The sequence below is a fragment of the Psychroflexus longus genome (assembly GCF_020164595.1).
In the GTDB taxonomy this organism is placed as follows: Bacteria; Bacteroidota; Bacteroidia; order Flavobacteriales; family Flavobacteriaceae; genus Psychroflexus; species Psychroflexus longus.
This window is the reverse complement of record NZ_JAIQZE010000020.1, coordinates 1-17,611: the sequence shown is the minus strand read 5'-3', so window position 1 is coordinate 17,611 and position 17,611 is coordinate 1. Positions and strand designations below refer to the sequence as shown.

Here is a 17,611-nt window from a genome sequence, read left to right as displayed (position 1 = left end):
ATTTGAGTTTATATCAAAATGGAAAAGATCTAAATCGAAGTATAAGTTGCGAACTTAGAGTGCTTTGGTAGTGTATCTTTTCCGTTTTTAATTTAATCATTTTATAAAAAACGAATCTAAAGGAGTGGTTTTCTTGACTGAATAGGAAAGAAAATTATATCGAGAAGTAGTTTTATCCAAAAGCATCAATTCAAAAATATGTTTCCGTTAGGTCGAGTTCTCGACTCCGCTCGAACTGACACAAATGAAAGAACACTAAATGACCAACTAAAACTCTGGTGGCTGAGTGTCCGCCTCAGGCGGATGTACCGAAGCTACCTTCCGACAAGGTCATTTCGATACATCCCGACAAAACCTGTCGGGACACTCAATGACCAACTGAAACTCTGGTAACTGAGACGGTAACCCTGGTAGGCTAGAACTGACAATGATCCTACTTCTTCTTAAAACTACAAAACACAAAATTCTGTACCGATCCTGAGGGCGTCTCGTGATCAACAGTCCTGCAGTTAACTTTTTCAAAGTGAGGTTTAAACATGCCCGTCAAAGAGGTTTCGGAATACTGCTGAATCTCAATGCCGCTGCATTTGGTTGGCCCCTGCTCCGAGAAAGTACCCATCACCAGAATACCCTTGGGAGTAATCGCCTTTTGTGCAGTTTCCACATAAGCGGAGATGTCTTCCTTACTTCTCAGGAAATGAAAAACAGCACGGTCGTGCCAGAAGTCATAAGTTTCGGTGGGTTGAAATTGGGTCACATCCGAAACGATCCAACTGACCTGCTCAGCTTTGTCACCTAAACGTTGTTTTGCCCTGTCGATAGCTTCTGCAGAAATATCCAATACCGTGATATCTTTGTAGCCTCGTTCCAGCAAATTATCGACTAGCAGACTGTCGCCTCCACCAACGTCAATGATTTTAGCTGATTTGGGCACATTGAATTTCTCAATAAAATTTAGAGAAGTTTCTGGAGTGGGTTGAAACCAACCTGAATTCCTAAGGTCTTGTGTTTGATATATATTTTCCCAGTGGGACTTACGGTCGAAATTTGGCATACTTGTATTGATTTGAATCTTGAGTTAATTAGGATGCAATTTATCATTTTTTGGCAAAGGAAAACGGGTGTGCATCAATTCTATTTTTTCAAAGAGTTCTCCCACGACCAGACTCGACCAAATGATAATAACCCCAGAATAATTTTAGCAATAAGCAAAGTTTTTTTGGGCATCCAGGTCAAGACCCAGTTGATGACAGGCCATAAAAACAGAACAGAAAGTAAGATAATGACCAGGCCGTAAAAAGGATCATTGCCCCAAAAGGTATTCACAAACCCAATACAGAAAACAAGTAAGCCAAAACCACAACTCAGCGTTGTTTTAAGAAGCGATGTGTTCATTTTTTTGCTTGTAATGATAAGACTAAATTTTGAAATATCGATCTTGTAAATTATGTTGGCTTAATGAAAAGGTGAGGTTTTTTATGGATCCTATTAAAACAAGAAATACTAAATATTTTTAGTTTTATATTGAAAATAATTTTGTTTAAGATCCCTTAATTCTTAGCTTTAAAACTGAAAACCTAACCTATCCTATTTTTAATGAAATTTCGCGACATCGATTTTCCAGATTCTTTTGAGTATCGTTCTGATTCTGAGCATGTCCCATTAGAATTTTATAATGAAGTGTTTCCAATATCTAAAAAGATAGACCTATTTTTAGGCTATTTTAATTCTGGTGCTTTTCGAGTTTTGTCGGAAAGTTTTGCTGAATTTATATTCAATGGTGGTAGCATGCGAATGATTACCAATCATTGTTATACGAAGTTGGATTTTGATAATTTAATTGCCGAGCCAGAATTGGACGACTATGGTGATATTTCAAAACTTATTAAAGATTTACGTAAACTCAAAGAGAGCTTAGATGAATATGGTCAATTGTTTTTCGATTGTTTAAAATATCTTATTAAAGAGAAAAGACTTCAAATACAACCCGTAAGTTTTGGAAGACAAAGCCTCAGTCACAATAAAAAAATGCTGTTTTATGATGGTGAAGATTATATTTTGACACAAGGTAGTATGAATTTTACTTTAGCGGGAATTGTAAAAAACTCTGAAAGCTTTCAAGTTGAAGTACCATGGAATGGACATGTTAGCCAAGTTAGAATTAAAGAGCAAAAAGAACAGTTTGAAAGTATCTTTAAAAAAGAAAATCCATATTATACCTATTTGGATAAAACTGAAATAGAGCAAGTAATTGAAGAGTTAGGAAAAGAAAAATCTATCACTGAGTTACTCAAAACTAGTATAAATTTAGGTAGTGAAAATTATAGCAAAAAATTAAAAGAACTACATCAAGCTAAAAAAGAAAAGTTTGAAAACATCATTGAAAAAATAGAAAACGAGCCTAGATTCCCATATCCCACTGGCCCTAGAGATTACCAGAAACAAGCTTATGAAAATTGGGTAGAAAATAATTATAAAGGTGTTTTTGCCATGGCTACAGGTACTGGTAAAACTATTACATCATTGAATTGTGTTCTTGAAGAATATTTTAAAACTAAAACTTACCAAGTCCTTATACTAGTGCCATCAATTTCACTTTTGAACCAATGGGAAAAAGAGGTACAAGAATTTAACTTTAAAAATATTATCAAAGTTGGTGGTGGAAACAAATGGGAAAAAGATGTTGCGAATTATACAAGTAACCTTTCTTGGGGTATTTCCAAAAACTTAGTAATGATATCTACCTACGGTAGTTTTGTTACAAAGCGTTTCCAAAAGTATTTCAATAAAATACAAGATCAATTTTTATTGATTGCTGACGAAGCTCATAATATGGGCGCAAGTCAAATAAAAAATTTATTACCAGATATAGTCGTGAATAAAAAAATTGGGCTATCTGCAACACCTAAAAGAGTTTACGACCCTGAAGGCACTGATGCTATAGATTTATTTTTTGAAGACAGGCCACCTTATGTTTATTCATTTAGCATGGAGCGAGCGCTTAAAGAGGAAAGACTTACTGAATACAAATATCATCCTAAAATTGTTGAACTTCAAAATGAAGAATTAGAAATGTACATAGATATTTCTAAGAAATTGTTGATGTATTTTGATTTTGACAAAGGACAATTTAAAAATGATCCAATTGTTGAAAAATTACTTTTATTAAGGAAAAATATCATTCATAAAGCTCAAAATAAAATAGAATGTTTTAAAAGCATAGTACAAGAACTTAATAACAACAATAAAATAAAATATGTATTCACTTATGTTCCTGAAGGTTTTGTTTATGACGAATTTGGAGATGGAGAGAGAATGCTAAATGATTTTATACGTGTTGCAATAGATGTTAAACCAGATTTAAAGCTCAACTCCTACACGGCAGAAGATGAAGATTTAAACGGAATTTTAAAAGGTTTTTCTGAAGGTAAAATTGAAATGCTTTTTGCTATGAAAATGCTAGATGAAGGCGTTGATGTACCTAGAGCCGAAGTTGGCATTTTTGCAAGTAGCACCGGTAATCCTAGACAGTTTATCCAACGTAGAGGGAGACTACTTAGAAAACATAAAGATAAAACGAATGCAATTATTTATGATATGGTAGTTGTGCCACCATTAAATGATGCAAATGCAGACACTTATCGAATGGAAAGAAACCAAGTAAAAGCAGAGTTGCAACGTGTAGCTCACTTTTCAAGCCTTTCCATGAATTTTTATGATACAAAAAACGAGTTAGACTCGATTTGTAAAAAATATGAATTGAATATAGATCAAATTATAAATGAATTATGCTAAACAAAAGAGCCAAAATAATTAAGGACATTTTATTCGAGCCTGAAATACAAGAAAAATACAAACTAACAGAAGAAGATTTAACGGGAATGTATCGTAAAAAAATTGTAGATGTATTAGAAACCATTGTTAATGAAAATGATAATGGTAGAACTGGAAGACAGATTTATCCTGTTATTAAAAATATCCACAAAATTTAAGCATGGCATCAATTATAAATAGTATAAGTTTTAAAAACTTCTTCAATTATTACGGTGATTTTGAAGAAAATAGATACAACCTAGAAGAGGGTATAAATATTATAATAGCAGATAATGGCGCTGGAAAATCAAAATTTTTTAATGCATTTCTGTGGCTATTTTACGATCAAATTCTAGATTCTGATACCAAGCAAAAAATAAATATTAAAAACGCTGGAGTCAAAATTATTTCTGACAAGGCAAAGAACGAAACAGCCGTTGGAGATTATATCACATGTGGAGTATGTGTAGAGTACACAAGTGGTACCAGATATAAGTATCAAATTATAAAATCATTTACTGCAACACGTTTGGATGAAAATATAACTGATGAAAGTAGTTGGCAGTTTGTGATGAACGAATTAGAAGTTAATCGAACAGAACTTGTTTTACATAAGTATAAGCCTGTTTATGACGAAAATGAGAAAAAACAAATCATTGATAAACTCATCATGCCAGCCTTTAGACAGTACTCATTTTTACAGGGTGAAGAAGTTGATGATATCATTGACTTTAGTAAAAAAGAAAGTATTGAAAGAGCGGTAGAAAATCTAACCGATATAAAGAAATACGAACAAGTACATAAGCTACTTGAAGAGTTTAAAGAAAAAGCATTTAGAGATGTTCAAAAACAATTAAAAACAAATAATGCCCAAAATGAACGTTTTGATAATGCTGTGAAAGAGAAGGAAAAAATTGAGCAACAGCTTGCACAAGAAAAATTAAAACTAGAACAATATAATGAGACTTTAGTTAATGCAGAAGCTGAAAAGAACAAATTAGACAAGCGTTATGCAAATGCTGAAAAAAGAAAAGAACTCGATGATCAATTAAAACCTTTACGAAAAAAACTCAGAGATAAAAAAGATGAATTTGAGACTTTTCTAGACCGTATCAACAATCGTTTTTTTGATGGAAATTTTGCTTGGATTGCACTAGGGTTTGAGAATGAAGTCAATAAATTTAATGAATTGAATGATGATTTTCTTGATGAACGTTATCGAAGAAAGACTTTGAAGGAAGTTGAAAAAAATCCAAATGATTTTTTTACAGTAATGCCTATTGGATCTCCTGATGCAGCTTCCATTGATAAAATGATAAAGCAAGAGCATTGTTATGTGTGTAACAGAGAGGCTAAACGTGGAACTCCTGCTCACAATTATCTTATTAAAATGAATGAACGGCAAAAGTCTGAAGAGGTAGGCGAACCTTTTGTAAAAAATGATTTGAAAAATTTCTTCGGTGACTTACAAATAAATGCACAACCATTTTACACCAAGTCTGATAGTATCAAAGATTCGATTATTAAAACTAAAGAAAAAGAGGTTGAACTTCAAGATAGTATTGAACGCTTAAAAAAGAGAATTAAATCTTTAGAAGATGATCGTAATACGATTATGATTGCAGGACATGATGCAGAACAGTCTGCAAGGGATATTATAAATGATTACAATGGAGCAGTACGAAGAATTTCTGATGCTGAGAACAAAATTAATGACATCATCGTACCCAAAATAAATAAGCTTAAACGTGATCTTAAGACGATTAATGAAGAAGTTAAGAGCTTAAATAAATCCAATAACATACCAGATGGGTATAACGATAATTACGAAGTACTTAGCGACCTAGAAGAAGCTGCTGGTAAAGCAAAAGATAAAGTCTTTGACGGTATGATTAACTTACTAGAAGAACATGCTAATATTCATTTCAAGAACCTAATTAAGAACAACGACTTATCTGGTGGGATTCTGAAATTTGAGAAAAACCTTAACGGCTCAATTAATTTTAATTATCTAGATAGTAAAGGAAATTCCGTTTACGGAAGTTCTGAAGGCTTCCAGCGGATGAAGAAGTTTTCTGTAGTAATGGCAATTATCTCTGCTAATAATGCAGAATACAATTATCCACTATTAGCTGACGCACCTATTTCCGCATTTGGTGAAGGTTTTACAGAAGGTTTTTTTGAAGCTATTGGAGATGTCTTTCCGCAAAGTATTGTGTTAGTGAAAGAACTTTATAAACGAGAAGATGAAATGAAAATTAATGAACTCGGTAAACGCTTATTAAAGGACGCAAGAGTAAAAACCATGTATGTAAATCACGTACCTGAAAATGCAGAACAAATTGAATTAGTAACCACGCAAACTAAGTTGAAATAAGTAATCATGACAGCACAAGATTTTAAAAGTGAAATATTAAAAAAACGCCCTAGATATGCCAAAAGCAAAATACCAGTTATTGAAGCTTTTGCTAATAAGGGACAATCTAAATCAGAATACAGTCAATTTGGACCCATTTATGAACTCTATATTTATGCCTTTAGATTGGGCTTAAAAAAAGGCTTAAAACTGCCTTTACCTCCAAGGAACTCAACGCAAGATTTTATTGAAATTGGCAAATGGAAACGTGATTCTAGTCTGGTCGATTTTTTATTGATGATTGTCTTTAGCCATAGCGAAGAAATTGGATTTGACTGGAATGATTTGGAAGATATGGACGAAAAAGAACTTAACGTTGTTGTAAGCAATATTATAGATTTTATTGAAAGTTACGCAAATGGTGGCTTACAATTTCTTCAGGAAGAATGGGAAAATGATAACTTGATTAATTCTAGTTATTTGTTTGCGGATTTGATGAATGAGTAAGTTTTTTACAAAAAATTACATAAATGATTAATTATATTTTTTGCAAAATTTTCAGCATATTTCCAATCATTATTACTTATGGACTTTGGACAAGTTCTACTTGTATCAGATACTAAATTAAACCTATTTACTTCTGGTTCATATTTTTCATAATAATTTTTAATTAGTTTTGTTTGTGATCTGCTAAACTCTACATGTAATGAATGTTCAATAGCTTGTGTAAGTGTTTTCCATCTCAATTCTGGAAACTCTTCTCTCAATTCTATTAATTCAACTGATAATAATTTTACATCACTTATATAATCTACTCCAATAATGCCATGCTTTTTAATTTTTTTACTGAAAGTTCCTGATTTATAAAAATGCTGTACCCATCTCGAAAAAGTTATTTTTTGAGTTTCGCCGATATAAAGTAAATCTTTTGAAAAAATAAAATATATAAAAGATCCTTCTAATTCATAATTGTTAAATCCATTAATTTTCATCATCAAACAAAGACCAATTATTATTAACCCAATTATCAATATGATGTGAGGATGCTCTTGAAAATTTATCGAAGACTTGGATTGCAATATCAGGCTCTATGGCCTGAAATTTTTTAATTGTTTGATTTTCACCAACAGCTAAAGCATGAAATAGTGCTTCGATAGACTGCCTTTCAGGGGATCCTTTTTCTAATTTACTTAAAACCAGATCATAAAACGGATGTAATTTATTTATCAAAACGTAAGTTCCTTCTAATCTGTCTGTTGCGCTCTCCCATAGGTTTCTGCCTTCTTCCCAATACCTTACTCTCCTAAATGTATCCTTATCTTCTTCATCTTCGTATGTGTCTCCAGTAAGTTTTAATTTTTCAGATTCTGTCTCAAGAAATTCTTTTCTTTCTTTAATTGTATCAGAATTTGAACCTAATACATCATCTTCTTCTTCTTCTAATACTGAATTGTTAGCATTAAATTCCGAGCCTTCATTTCCAGAATTTTTTGCTGACTTCAATAAGTTGTCACATTTTTTAAATATTTCCTTTGACTGCCCTCTCGAAACACTTACTAAATTAGTAAGGATTTTCAAGATTTCTTCTGATACAGTTAAGTGTTGTTTAGAAACATCTACATCAAATAATTCATCATGATGACTTGAAAATAATATTTTAGCTCTAAAGCCAAACTCTCGACCAAGAAATAGTTTTTCTCCCCATTTTATTAATCTGCCATTTCTATAAAAGTAAAAACCGCTATTCTTAAGTCCAACATTGTATTTATCTATATTCTTTTGTTCTTCTTCATTAAATCCAAGATAATTCTTCATACTATCTTTTGGAAAAATAGCAACTTGTATTTTTATTTTTTCACCTTCAGGATCTAAAGGATTTTCGAAATCTGTATCTAATGCCTTACAAGGCTTTTTACAATCATAATTCTCTTTTTCAAAAGATTCATAACATTCATCCCAGAAAAGCATATCCTTAGGATTTATTATTTTTTCTTTTTCAACGCTTTCGCTCTCATCCTTAACCTTTATAACTTTGATTTTAAAGGTTTTATTTCCAGAAGCAAGATATTCTTGGTAGCTAACACCTGCTTTTTCTGTCAAATCTTTTATTATTTTAGCAGCTGAAACTCTTGATGTATAAACAATATCATTAATAGTAATTACAGTGCCTGTGTCATAGCCTTCAAGTTTTTCAGTTGTAATTTCATCAGTATCTGTAACAGAATATCCAAATTTATCTTTTTCCTTAATAATATTACGATCTAAGAAATAAGTTTCTGATATTCCATCAGAATGCTTACTAACAACTTCAACTCTATTTCCTAAAGAAAACCCCGCTGATTTTAAACCTAATCCATATTTAGATAAACTATTTTCTTGATAGTTCACATTAGATCCTAATTCAAGAGCTTTTTTAATAGACTCCTTATTCATTCCTATTCCATCGTCAATTACTCTGATTTTATTTATATTTTGAACGTTGTTAAGCGACTTCCCTTCTTTCATATGCAACTCAATTGTAATATTATCAGAATTAGCAACAACTGAATTATCTACTATATCAAGTATTGCAGAACTTGGTTTATAGCCGATCTTTGAAATCGCTTCACATATTCTATCTGCATTTATGGGTAAAACTTCAAAACTACTCATAACTTATTATTTTAAATTTCAATACTATTTATAAAAATTAAAGCGCTAGTATCAGACTTACTCTCTAATTTAGAAAATAAATTTTGTAACCCATCATCAACATGCATTTTTACATATTTCCCCAAATCCTGATTGCTAATATGCAATTGATAATGTTGTGCCACTAAAGCTAGGTAATATTTGTCATAATTACCAAATAAAACTTTTCGAGAATATTCTTTGCCACCAGAATCTTGGATATCGTTTAAATCTAGCTTTTTGTTTGATTTTAACGAATAAGCTAGAGCAATACGGGCAATTACATTTTCTGCGCCCAAATTAAGTTTTCGGGTCAATTGAGACACCACTTCTTTGTTGGATTTACTGGTTCTAACGTGCGTAAACATGGTCTTCTTCTTTAAACGCTTTAAACAATTGGTTGAGTTTGTATTGCTGAAAGGCTGAGCCAGTTTCAGTATGCTGAATCATATATACTTGGCTTAAATTTGGTTTCATCAAGTCGTACTCTTTCTCAGTCAACTCTTTTTCAAGCAGTGGGAATAAAACTACCTGATTAGAAATGTTGGGGTAAAACTCTTCTATGATATTTCTAGAATGATCTTTATCAAATTTCTGTAAAGGACTGTCTATAAAGACTGGGAATTCAATTCCAGATTCATCTACCAAAGCTTTTAAAAGTGCGGTGGCATACAATTGTTGCTCGCCTTTAGATAAGTTATCCTTATCGATGATATTACCTTTTTGATCTATCAAATCAATATCCATTACATCTTCTCGAATGTTTACTTGTACATCTTTTACAAAGTTGTTTTTATGCATTAAACGTTTAAGACCTAAGACAATGGTTTTTTTCAAAGCAAACTTCTTTTCTTCTTTCACTCGGGAAATAACTGTCTTAATCTTATCGAGTAAATTTTCAGTTACTTTATATTTTTTGAGATCTTGTTCGATCAAATTAAAGTTCTTTTCAAATTCAGATAAAACTTTTTTGTGAGAAGTTTGTTGAGAATTTAAGCTCCCAAATTCTTCAACTAACTGATGTTTATTTTCTTTCAGTTGTGCTAACTCTTCATCAATCCTTTTCTTTTCTTCTCTTAGCTTTTTAGCTAGGTGGTTATCCTTTCTTGCTTCACCTTGCTTGATCTTTCTACTAACCCGATTGTAGTTAATCCGGTTATTTTTTTCTTCTTGTATAAGCTGTTCTATCTGGGATTTAAAACTGGTTTGCAAATGTTTGTACAGAGCTAAAAACTCTCTATGTTCCTCTTCAGTAAAATCCAATAAGATTTGAGATTGGTCTTTTGCATTAGCTTTTGCTTGTTCTTCAAATTCACTTTCTAAAGCTTCAGTTGTCAGTTTTTCAAGTTTTTCTTTGATTATCTTATCCTCTAAAACTTCAGCAAAATCTTTTTTAAGTTTTTCGCTAAACTTTTCTAGCTTCTTGCGATAGACTTCTAAGCTGAATTGTTCATTTTGAGATTTACTTTCATGATCCAGCTGTAATTTTAACTGCTCAACTTGTTCACTTGCAATTAAGAATGGAAGCAGCTCATAATGTTTTTTCAATTTTTCCTTTGTAATATAAATTGCTTTCTTGATTTCTTCCTGCTCTTGTTTTAAGGCTTTCAGTTCTTCAAGTGTAACTGAGTTGCCTTCGCGAATAAGTTTTTCTTGTAATTCATCAGATTTAGCTTTTAGATTCGCTTCTGTAAAATCTAATTCGTCCTGTTGCTGCTGGTTGTAGTCTATGAGTTTGGTAAGCCCTCCATCTTTTGTAATCAAATCTTGCAATTTCCCCTTTTCTTGTTCAGACACCCCACGACGTCTAAGGTTAGAAAGTAAGGTTTCTAGATTTTTTCTAAGCTCTTCATATTTTTTTATCCCTAAAACTTCAGAATAGGCACGACTCAAACTTCTTAATTCAGCTTTTGATTTAGCTTCAGCCAATGAGACAATTTTTTCAGCATCAAAAAAGAAAAACTTGGCGATTTCTCTAGGCAGAAGAAAGTCATTTATGAAAACCTCATAGCCCACTTCTTTGGTTAATTCGTTTTCACTGCCATCAATTAATAATTGTAAACTTTCCTCTTTAGTTTCAAAGTCGTAAGTTCTTTTAATTTCAACTGTTTTACATGGTACAGATGGAATTAAAACGTCACTAAGCGTAACATTGACTTCCATTTTTTGATGATCCTTACTATACTTTACTTCATTATTAAACTGAGTATCTAAGTATTCTTGGTAACCACCAGCTTTTTTAATATCTTTTCGATACTTATCTTCTACTTGAGCAATTAATCTTCCATAAAAAACCCAAACTAAAGACGTTAAAAAACTCGTTTTTCCAAAACCATTTTTACCTGCAATCAAGTAAATATTAGAATTCTTCTTTTTCTTAAAATCAATCGAATTACTTCCCTTGTAAATTCTAAAGTTTTTTATTTCAATCTGGTCAATGCGCATTATAAATTTTCATTTACAAAGTTTTCTATTCTTTTTTCAACATCATTATGCAAACCATATTTAGAAAGCATCAAGGTTTTGGATTCCTGTAATGAAATTAAATTGTCAATCAAATGATAATAATTAGCGTCATCCTCGCAAACCTCTTTCAGTATGCGACGCTCAGTATCATCTAAAGACTTAATGTTGTTAGTGCTAATTCCTTTGCCATATACTTCTTTGTAGATTTCACTAACGCTATGATCGAAAATCATATCACGGTTCCAAATGACTTGGATAGCAATTAACTCTTGGTTGTTTATCAAAGTGATATGCGGTCTTTCTTTTTGTACTTCTTTTTGTGTCTCTAGTAACTCTCTTAAAGTATCTGCTCGATACCTTGAAGTATATGGTCCAAAGTGATGGCCATCCTCTCCTATAGCTTTTTGTCCATTTCTTCTTTCAGGCAGTCTGTTTTCGCTAATATTTCTTTGCTCAACAAGATTATTTCTAAACTTTAAAAGCGGAGCCATCCATTCCTGCCCGTTTTCAATTAAAGCAGACATTGATTTATCCTGCTTAACGACCGTACAAGTCCAACATCCAAATCGAGATTGACCGCAAGACGAATGTTTTTTATTAGTTACTACGGTTGGACATTCGTAATCATCTGCACTTGCATCCGCATAGATTTGAAATAAGATAGAATTATCAAATCCCCATGGCGACGGCACGGCATTGATGATATACCAAATTTCTTCCAGCATTAAATTTTTAATAGGCGCATAAACAAAAGTGTTGGGTGTTGTACCATGTTTAGATAATCGATTTCCTTCAATCTCATGCTTTTTCATAGAACGCTCTCGCGTTGCACTTTCCTCATATCTAGTACCTAGCAAAACAATTGCTTCACCCATTTTATCAATCTGCTCTAGCAAAAAGTTGGATGTTGGTTTAATCTTTAAACGATCTGTGCACCATCTAAACGTATTATTTGGTACGGGATAACCTTTACCTAACACATTGATCCAAAAAGACTCTTCAAGTTTAGGAGTTGTTTTCTGCACAAAAATTGGTAAGCCCTGTTCCCTAGCCTCTTTATCAATTTTAGATAAGACATCATCGACATAGTTTGAAATGATGGGATTTTCAACCATTGTATCATTACATACCACATGAACTGGTCGTTGCATTTGATAAGGCATAGGCGCCTGTTCTCTAAAACGTTTTAAAGCAATCCAAACTAGAGTCAACAAAACAGTAGAATCTTTACCTCCACTAAAACCTATAATCCAGGGACGATTTGTATCGCCTTTATAAGCATACTGATCAATTATTTCATCAATAATTGTTTCAGCTTTTTTGAGTTTTATTTTTGACATTAGATGATATTTTATTCATTCTTATTTTCGAGTGATTTCACCCTCAATTCAAGATTTTCAATTGTCTTTTTCTGTAATTCAATGATGTAGTCTTTACTACCAGTTTCAGCTGGGGTATTATTCTCTTTACTTTTTATCATTTCACCTTCTCCCCTAAATAACCAATCAGCCGATAAATCTTTATAGGTATTTATCAATTTTGATATATTTTGACCTGAAAGGGACCCTCTTTTTCTAGCTTTCCCAATCAAACCATTTGAAATTCCAGTCTCAAGTGAGAGTTTATGATCATTCAACCCCTTGTAATCCATGAAAATATCAAGTCTTTGAAAAAAATCTATCATTTTTGATAAAATAAATTGTTTTATATATCATTTTTGATATATTTGTAGTTGAAATTATTATTTCAAAATATGTATGCAAGATAAAGATCTTATAGCATTCAAGTCTAATTATTGTAAAAAAATAAACAAAATGGGATTTTCAAGTTGGTTAACACAAGACACAAGAAAAAGTATTGCAAACGTTTACTCGTCCAGACCAATTTTTACTGTTTACATGTTGGATAACAAAGGTAATGTTTGGGAAGAGAAATGTTACGAAGGGTATTGTTCATTAGGCGGTAAAGATTATTATGAATTGATGGCAGAGATGAATGGTAAATCTGATAGAGAAGATGGTATTAAACTATTTTTCAGTGAAGAAAAAAATAATGTTTTATATCCAAACATCGTTCAAAATATAAAAGACTGGCAATGGAAAAATGAAAAACCAAGGCGTTGCCCACACCAAGGTTATTTTTACTAGGCTGAACGGTCATTGATAATGGTTTTTACAAACCATGGTCTTTGACACCAAATAAAAATGACTTCACAAAACACAATTACCTCTTGAGCTCTAACAAAGGTCCACTTGAAGATTGAAGAATTTCCTCTTGAGGAAAGTTGCGAAAAGACTAGTCTTTTTAAACAAAAAGAGTACTCCTTTTGATAGAAAAGAGTACTCTTTTTTTTATGACTTGATGGTCGGACTTTTGGTGAGTAAATATACACTAAAATCACAACTAAGTTGATAAAACTCACTCAAAAGAGCGTTAAGCTTAGTCGCTTTACTTCTAACTTTTAGTCAGCTCTTCCTCCCAGGAGGCCCCGCTGATGTCTGTCAGTTTTATAGTGTAAGTGCCTGCCGGTAAATCCTGCAGGACTGGATCTTTAAGCGACAATCTGGCTTTGGCGCCCAGCGGAACCACCAGACTGTGCTGACCAGGCTTGACTTTGGCCACATAATAGTTGGAGATGCTTTCCTCCCCCATGTTGGCTAAGTCAGTTTGGGTGTAACGCAGTACACTTTGCTGTTGCGCATCCAGGACTTCGATGCCAATGATCCAGGCGCCGTAGACATCTACACCTTCGGTCCTAAAGACATCAAAGCTTACCGCTTCGTGGCTGATCATCGCCTCCGTAATCTCGAGTTTTGGCTTCACAGATTTGTTATGCAAGGTTCCCCATAAACCGCCATGAAACACCTGATTGGTCATGAGCGTCATGCCAAAAATCAGCAGTGATCCTATCAGTACAACTCTTGGAAACAAACGCTCACGAATCGGCAGAATGCCAGAACCTAACCAGGCAAAAGCTTTGGTTGTGGTCAGGCTAAAGTTGTTTTTCATCAGGTAATTGTCTAAAGAATACTTACCGCTTCCGGTAAGGAATAACACAAAACCGGTGGCAATACCCAGCACACCAATCTGCCATTCATCCAGGCAGGTGGTACCAATCCAACCCGAGCCCAGTAGTATGCCCATGGCCAGGCCAAAGACTCCAATACTCATGAGACGGGTAAAGAGTCCAAACATGATAAACAGGCCTACAATCCCTTCTATGATGGTAAAGATGAGCATATTGATATAGAGGATATCTGGATTTTCGACCAGATACTGTATGATGGGCTTGATGCCGAGGGCGTTGGGCAGGAAGTGATTAAATTTCTCTCCAATGTAGCCCGCCTGCTCCGGATCGAGTTTATCGGCTAAAACCGTGCGTCGCCACAGGGCAGAAAAGTAAGTCCAGCCGACAACCAGTCGGATGGCCAGGGTTAATAAACCCGCGTCGTTTTTAAGTGATATCGATTTCATAGGGATTCAGATTAAATGGTGAGACTTATAAATCCTTGTTTCTTCAGCTGAAAACCGTAAAAAATACCGTTCTCCACCACCTCCAGGTGTTGAGGTAATTCTTCTGGGTTCACTTCAAAAGCCTGAAGCGACAAGCCACAGACGTAAACCTTCATCTGCTGTTGAGCAGCTTGTTTTAGAAGAGCTTGAAAGTCAGTGTTATCTCGAATATCAGCGACGGTTTTTCCGCAAAACACCACCTGAAATTCTCCATAGTTTTCGCCATCTTCTTCAGCAAGCGAGGTGGCCGTCATCAGGATGGGTTTCAGTTGTTTGATGTTCTTGGACAGCACAACATAGTCGTTTTGATCTGAAGTTGAAGTTTGCGCTTTGAGTTGAGCTGTTCCCAGAATGAGAACAAGTAAAACGGTGATGTATGTGATTGAATGTTTCATTGTTTGTAATTTAAGTTTGAATTTATACTAAAGAATAAGAGTCCGCCCAGTAGGGCTATATTTTTAAAAAGGGGGCCCATGCTTTCCACTTGCCCTATTTGTACGGCAAGCATAATAGGAACTAGTACCGCAATAAGCAGCATAGCAGCGAGTCGGGATTTAAAGCCTGTCAGCAGGGCAATGCCGGCGATCAGCATCACCACTCCTGAGAGGATGACTGCCATTTGGGGCGTACCCAGCAGCTGACCACTAAATCCCATTTTGGCATTCTCGAGCCGTTGTATAGTGTTTTCGGTATTGATAAAATGGCTGATGCTAGCGACAATAAAAATGAGGCTCAGCATCACCCGAAGTAAGACTACTGATGTGTAGCTTACCTGCACCGTGTTAGGTTTAGATTTCATTTTAAATTATCTGTGTTTATTGATAACAGTCGCTGTTGAACACTTAAGGCTTTTGCAAGAAAAAAGTTGGTTTTTAGTTTCTCGTGTATGCAAGTCATCGGATAGTCATAGGTCAAAGCGTCGAGAGGAAGGGATGTAATTATGAATTATTAATTTCCTAATTCCTACAACCTAAAACCTCTTTTATATGACTCAAAAACTCAAGGACTCACACACTATTTTCCAAACCCTTTTTGTCTTATAAAAACTCCCTTTAGGGCCGGGGCAAAAAAGTTGGTTTTTAGTTCTCGTATCTTCGAGTCATTGGATAGTCATAGGTCTAATAGCCGAGAGGAAGGGATGTAATTATGAATTTTTAATTTCCTAATTCCTACAACCTAAAAACCTCTTATATATGACTCAAAAACTCACAAACTATTTTCAAAACCTTACTCTCTTTAAATCCTCCCTTTAGGGCCGGGGCAAAAAAGTTGGTTTTTAGTTTCTCGTGTATACAAGTCATCGGATAGTCATAAGTCTAATAGCCGAGAGGAAGGGATGTAATTATGAATTATTAATTTCCTAATTCCTACAACCTAAAACCTCTTTTATATGACTCAAAAACTCAAGGACTCACACACTATTTTCCAAACCCTTTTTGTCTTATAAAAACTCCCTTTAGGGCCGGGGCAAAAAAGTTGATTTTTAGTTTTTCGTGTATACAAGTCATCGGATAGTCATAGGTCTAATAGCCGAGAGGAAGGGATGTAATTATGAATTATTAATTTCCTAATTCCTACAACCTAAAACCTCTTTTATATGACTCAAAAACTCACAAACTATTTTCAAAACCTCAGTTAGCTAACTGTTTTTACGATTTGTAATTTGATTTAAATACGTTTTTTTGGGTAAGGATTCCCTACAGATAAACTTTGAGATTGCTGTAAAGAATATACAATGGCACTGAAGAGGCCACCTTTGGTCTTGCGTAGTCGTTTTGAATAGAAGCCTGAAGGAAAGTGGCATCAAACTCTACACTGAAATTGATAAGTCCTGCATAGGAAAATTGCTTTGCTTCCAGCTTGCTCGTCGTTGCTTTGGCTTGAACAATCTCCTGCGTTTGGCAACTGAACTGTGGTGCAAGCGACTGACTTTTACTCGATACCTGAGTCTGTTCGACGCCAAGCTCAGCCTGTACAAAATTTCTAACCTTGCACGGTGAAAGTAATAGCAAAAGGCCGAGACCTAATACAGAATAAACTGATGCTATATTTTTCATTCTTTTCACTGCATAAAACTAATGATTCTTATCACCCACCGCTGCCTTTAAGTATTAAAGTTAAATTAAGAATTTCATAAATAAAACTGGATCTAAGTCTCAAATTGTGGAAGTCGTCACGTTTGCCAACTCTAAAAAAGCAAGTATGAAGCAGGTGTATTACCAAAAGCTGTATTATTTTTAGGAACTAAAACCATTACAAAATGCCCTTAGAACTTCATCCCTCCAGACGTATAAATTCCATTACCAAAGACGGGACCAACCCGGAAGTGTATATTTTGCAAACCAAAGTGAAAGCAGAGTTATCGATGCAGGAGTTGTGTTACCGCATCAATCAGTCCTGCAGCCTCACTGAAGCCGATGTGCTTGCCTGTATCTCCCAGCTCAATCATCAGGTCTGGGATGCCTTACAGCAGGGCTATAAAGTAAACCTTGGCGATCTGGGCAGTTTCAAAATGGCGGTGCAGTCAGCCTCCAAACCTCAGCCCTCAGACTTGCGAAAAAGCGATGTCCAGAAGTTAAAAATCAACTACCAGCCCAGCAAACGCCTCAAGAAGCAACTGCGAGGTGGTGTTGAGATGAAGATTGTATATAAGAAGTAGGGAGGCTTTGTCACTTCGATTTCTATGACGTAACCAAACGATTTTGATACAAAGTTTGATTTTTTATAAGTGCAAAAACAATATGTATTATTTTATTTCTGACAGCATTTAAAACACTCATTTTATTCTTGCCT

The 17,611-nt window shown here is 34.2% G+C and carries 18 protein-coding genes; 6 read left to right on the top strand and 12 right to left on the bottom strand.

Going from position 1 to position 17,611, the window contains the following annotated elements:
* Positions 1-433 precede the first annotated feature (433 nt).
* Together LB452_RS13280 and LB452_RS13275 are read right to left on the bottom strand one after the other, a co-directional pair.
* Positions 434-1,054, bottom strand: coding sequence for a class I SAM-dependent methyltransferase (locus LB452_RS13280; protein WP_224462225.1), 621 nt, complete (start codon positions 1,052-1,054; stop codon positions 434-436).
* Between the two features lie 80 nt (positions 1,055-1,134).
* Positions 1,135-1,395: a hypothetical protein gene (locus tag LB452_RS13275; RefSeq protein WP_224462224.1), complete on the bottom strand. Its 261-nt coding sequence runs from the start codon at positions 1,393-1,395 to the stop codon at positions 1,135-1,137.
* Positions 1,396-1,821: 426 nt separating this feature from the next.
* Between LB452_RS13275 and LB452_RS13270 the strand changes: the two genes are divergently transcribed.
* From LB452_RS13270 to LB452_RS13255, 4 genes are read left to right on the top strand one after another with little or no spacing between them, the layout of a single operon-like run.
* A complete protein-coding gene (locus LB452_RS13270) occupies positions 1,822-3,795 on the top strand; it encodes a DEAD/DEAH box helicase family protein (RefSeq protein WP_224462223.1) in 1,974 nt (657 codons plus the stop codon).
* Positions 3,789-3,992: a hypothetical protein gene (locus LB452_RS13265; protein WP_224462222.1), complete on the top strand. Its 204-nt coding sequence runs from the start codon at positions 3,789-3,791 to the stop codon at positions 3,990-3,992. The genes LB452_RS13270 and LB452_RS13265 overlap by 7 nt, the downstream gene beginning before the upstream one ends.
* A gap of 2 nt (positions 3,993-3,994) precedes the next feature.
* Positions 3,995-6,190: an AAA family ATPase gene (locus LB452_RS13260; protein ID WP_224462221.1), complete on the top strand. Its 2,196-nt coding sequence runs from the start codon at positions 3,995-3,997 to the stop codon at positions 6,188-6,190.
* A 6-nt stretch (positions 6,191-6,196) separates the two neighbouring features.
* Positions 6,197-6,676, top strand: a complete 480-nt coding sequence (locus LB452_RS13255; RefSeq protein ID WP_224462220.1) for a hypothetical protein — start codon at positions 6,197-6,199, stop codon at positions 6,674-6,676.
* Between the two features lie 5 nt (positions 6,677-6,681).
* Here LB452_RS13255 and LB452_RS13250 read toward each other — a convergent pair whose 3' ends face one another.
* The 6 genes from LB452_RS13250 to LB452_RS13225 are packed head-to-tail and all read right to left on the bottom strand — an operon-like array spanning position 6,682 to position 12,989.
* Positions 6,682-7,164, bottom strand: a complete 483-nt coding sequence (locus tag LB452_RS13250; protein WP_224462219.1) for a hypothetical protein — start codon at positions 7,162-7,164, stop codon at positions 6,682-6,684.
* Positions 7,151-8,821 (bottom strand): ATP-binding protein, encoded by a 1,671-nt coding sequence (locus LB452_RS13245; protein ID WP_224462218.1) that lies wholly within the window; start codon positions 8,819-8,821, stop codon positions 7,151-7,153. The genes LB452_RS13250 and LB452_RS13245 overlap by 14 nt, the downstream gene beginning before the upstream one ends.
* Before the next feature lie 11 nt (positions 8,822-8,832).
* The gene (locus LB452_RS13240) at positions 8,833-9,138 is read right to left on the bottom strand and encodes a DndE family protein (protein ID WP_262903017.1); all 306 of its coding nucleotides are present in this window, start codon (positions 9,136-9,138) and stop codon (positions 8,833-8,835) included.
* A gap of 52 nt (positions 9,139-9,190) precedes the next feature.
* Positions 9,191-11,284: a DNA sulfur modification protein DndD gene (gene dndD, locus LB452_RS13235; protein ID WP_224462216.1), complete on the bottom strand. Its 2,094-nt coding sequence runs from the start codon at positions 11,282-11,284 to the stop codon at positions 9,191-9,193.
* The gene (dndC, locus tag LB452_RS13230) at positions 11,284-12,645 is read right to left on the bottom strand and encodes a DNA phosphorothioation system sulfurtransferase DndC (protein ID WP_224462215.1); all 1,362 of its coding nucleotides are present in this window, start codon (positions 12,643-12,645) and stop codon (positions 11,284-11,286) included. The genes dndD and dndC overlap by 1 nt, the downstream gene beginning before the upstream one ends.
* Positions 12,646-12,656: 11 nt before the next feature.
* The gene (locus LB452_RS13225) at positions 12,657-12,989 is read right to left on the bottom strand and encodes a hypothetical protein (protein WP_224462214.1); all 333 of its coding nucleotides are present in this window, start codon (positions 12,987-12,989) and stop codon (positions 12,657-12,659) included.
* 130 nt (positions 12,990-13,119) lie between these two features.
* On the opposite strand from LB452_RS13225, the gene LB452_RS13220 reads away from it, so the two are divergent.
* Positions 13,120-13,452 (top strand): hypothetical protein, encoded by a 333-nt coding sequence (locus tag LB452_RS13220; protein ID WP_224462213.1) that lies wholly within the window; start codon positions 13,120-13,122, stop codon positions 13,450-13,452.
* 307 nt (positions 13,453-13,759) lie between these two features.
* Here LB452_RS13220 and LB452_RS13215 read toward each other — a convergent pair whose 3' ends face one another.
* From LB452_RS13215 to LB452_RS13200, 4 genes are all read right to left on the bottom strand, one after another.
* A complete protein-coding gene (locus LB452_RS13215; RefSeq protein WP_224462212.1) occupies positions 13,760-14,779 on the bottom strand; it encodes a TQO small subunit DoxD in 1,020 nt (339 codons plus the stop codon).
* Between the two features lie 11 nt (positions 14,780-14,790).
* The gene (locus LB452_RS13210; RefSeq protein ID WP_224462211.1) at positions 14,791-15,213 is read right to left on the bottom strand and encodes a DsrE family protein; all 423 of its coding nucleotides are present in this window, start codon (positions 15,211-15,213) and stop codon (positions 14,791-14,793) included.
* Entirely contained in the window at positions 15,210-15,617 is a 408-nt protein-coding gene (locus LB452_RS13205) for a DoxX family protein (RefSeq protein WP_224462210.1), read from the bottom strand. The genes LB452_RS13210 and LB452_RS13205 overlap by 4 nt, the downstream gene beginning before the upstream one ends.
* A gap of 898 nt (positions 15,618-16,515) precedes the next feature.
* Positions 16,516-16,830 carry a hypothetical protein gene (locus LB452_RS13200; protein WP_224462209.1) on the bottom strand — a complete coding sequence of 105 codons (315 nt, stop codon included), beginning with the start codon at positions 16,828-16,830 and terminating at the stop codon, positions 16,516-16,518.
* A gap of 248 nt (positions 16,831-17,078) precedes the next feature.
* Between LB452_RS13200 and LB452_RS13195 the strand changes: the two genes are divergently transcribed.
* Complete coding sequence (locus LB452_RS13195) at positions 17,079-17,477, top strand: HU family DNA-binding protein (RefSeq protein ID WP_224462208.1); 399 nt, start codon at positions 17,079-17,081, stop codon at positions 17,475-17,477.
* The last annotated feature ends 134 nt before the right edge of the window (positions 17,478-17,611 follow it).

Bases quoted from the DNA above. Each gene is read 5' to 3' on its own strand.
- LB452_RS13280 (WP_224462225.1), bottom strand. From the start codon at position 1,054: ATGCCAAATTTCGACCGTAAGTCCCACTGGGAAAATATATATCAAACA.
- LB452_RS13275 (WP_224462224.1), bottom strand. From the start codon at position 1,395: ATGAACACATCGCTTCTTAAAACAACGCTGAGTTGTGGTTTTGGCTTA.
- LB452_RS13265 (WP_224462222.1), top strand. From the start codon at position 3,789: ATGCTAAACAAAAGAGCCAAAATAATTAAGGACATTTTATTCGAGCCT.
- LB452_RS13260 (WP_224462221.1), top strand. From the start codon at position 3,995: ATGGCATCAATTATAAATAGTATAAGTTTTAAAAACTTCTTCAATTAT.
- LB452_RS13255 (WP_224462220.1), top strand. From the start codon at position 6,197: ATGACAGCACAAGATTTTAAAAGTGAAATATTAAAAAAACGCCCTAGA.
- LB452_RS13250 (WP_224462219.1), bottom strand. From the start codon at position 7,164: ATGATGAAAATTAATGGATTTAACAATTATGAATTAGAAGGATCTTTT.
- LB452_RS13245 (WP_224462218.1), bottom strand. From the start codon at position 8,821: ATGAGTAGTTTTGAAGTTTTACCCATAAATGCAGATAGAATATGTGAA.
- dndD (WP_224462216.1), bottom strand. From the start codon at position 11,284: ATGCGCATTGACCAGATTGAAATAAAAAACTTTAGAATTTACAAGGGA.
- dndC (WP_224462215.1), bottom strand. From the start codon at position 12,645: ATGTCAAAAATAAAACTCAAAAAAGCTGAAACAATTATTGATGAAATA.
- LB452_RS13225 (WP_224462214.1), bottom strand. From the start codon at position 12,989: ATGATAGATTTTTTTCAAAGACTTGATATTTTCATGGATTACAAGGGG.
- LB452_RS13220 (WP_224462213.1), top strand. From the start codon at position 13,120: ATGGGATTTTCAAGTTGGTTAACACAAGACACAAGAAAAAGTATTGCA.
- LB452_RS13215 (WP_224462212.1), bottom strand. From the start codon at position 14,779: ATGAAATCGATATCACTTAAAAACGACGCGGGTTTATTAACCCTGGCC.
- LB452_RS13210 (WP_224462211.1), bottom strand. From the start codon at position 15,213: ATGAAACATTCAATCACATACATCACCGTTTTACTTGTTCTCATTCTG.
- LB452_RS13205 (WP_224462210.1), bottom strand. From the start codon at position 15,617: ATGAAATCTAAACCTAACACGGTGCAGGTAAGCTACACATCAGTAGTC.
- LB452_RS13195 (WP_224462208.1), top strand. From the start codon at position 17,079: ATGCCCTTAGAACTTCATCCCTCCAGACGTATAAATTCCATTACCAAA.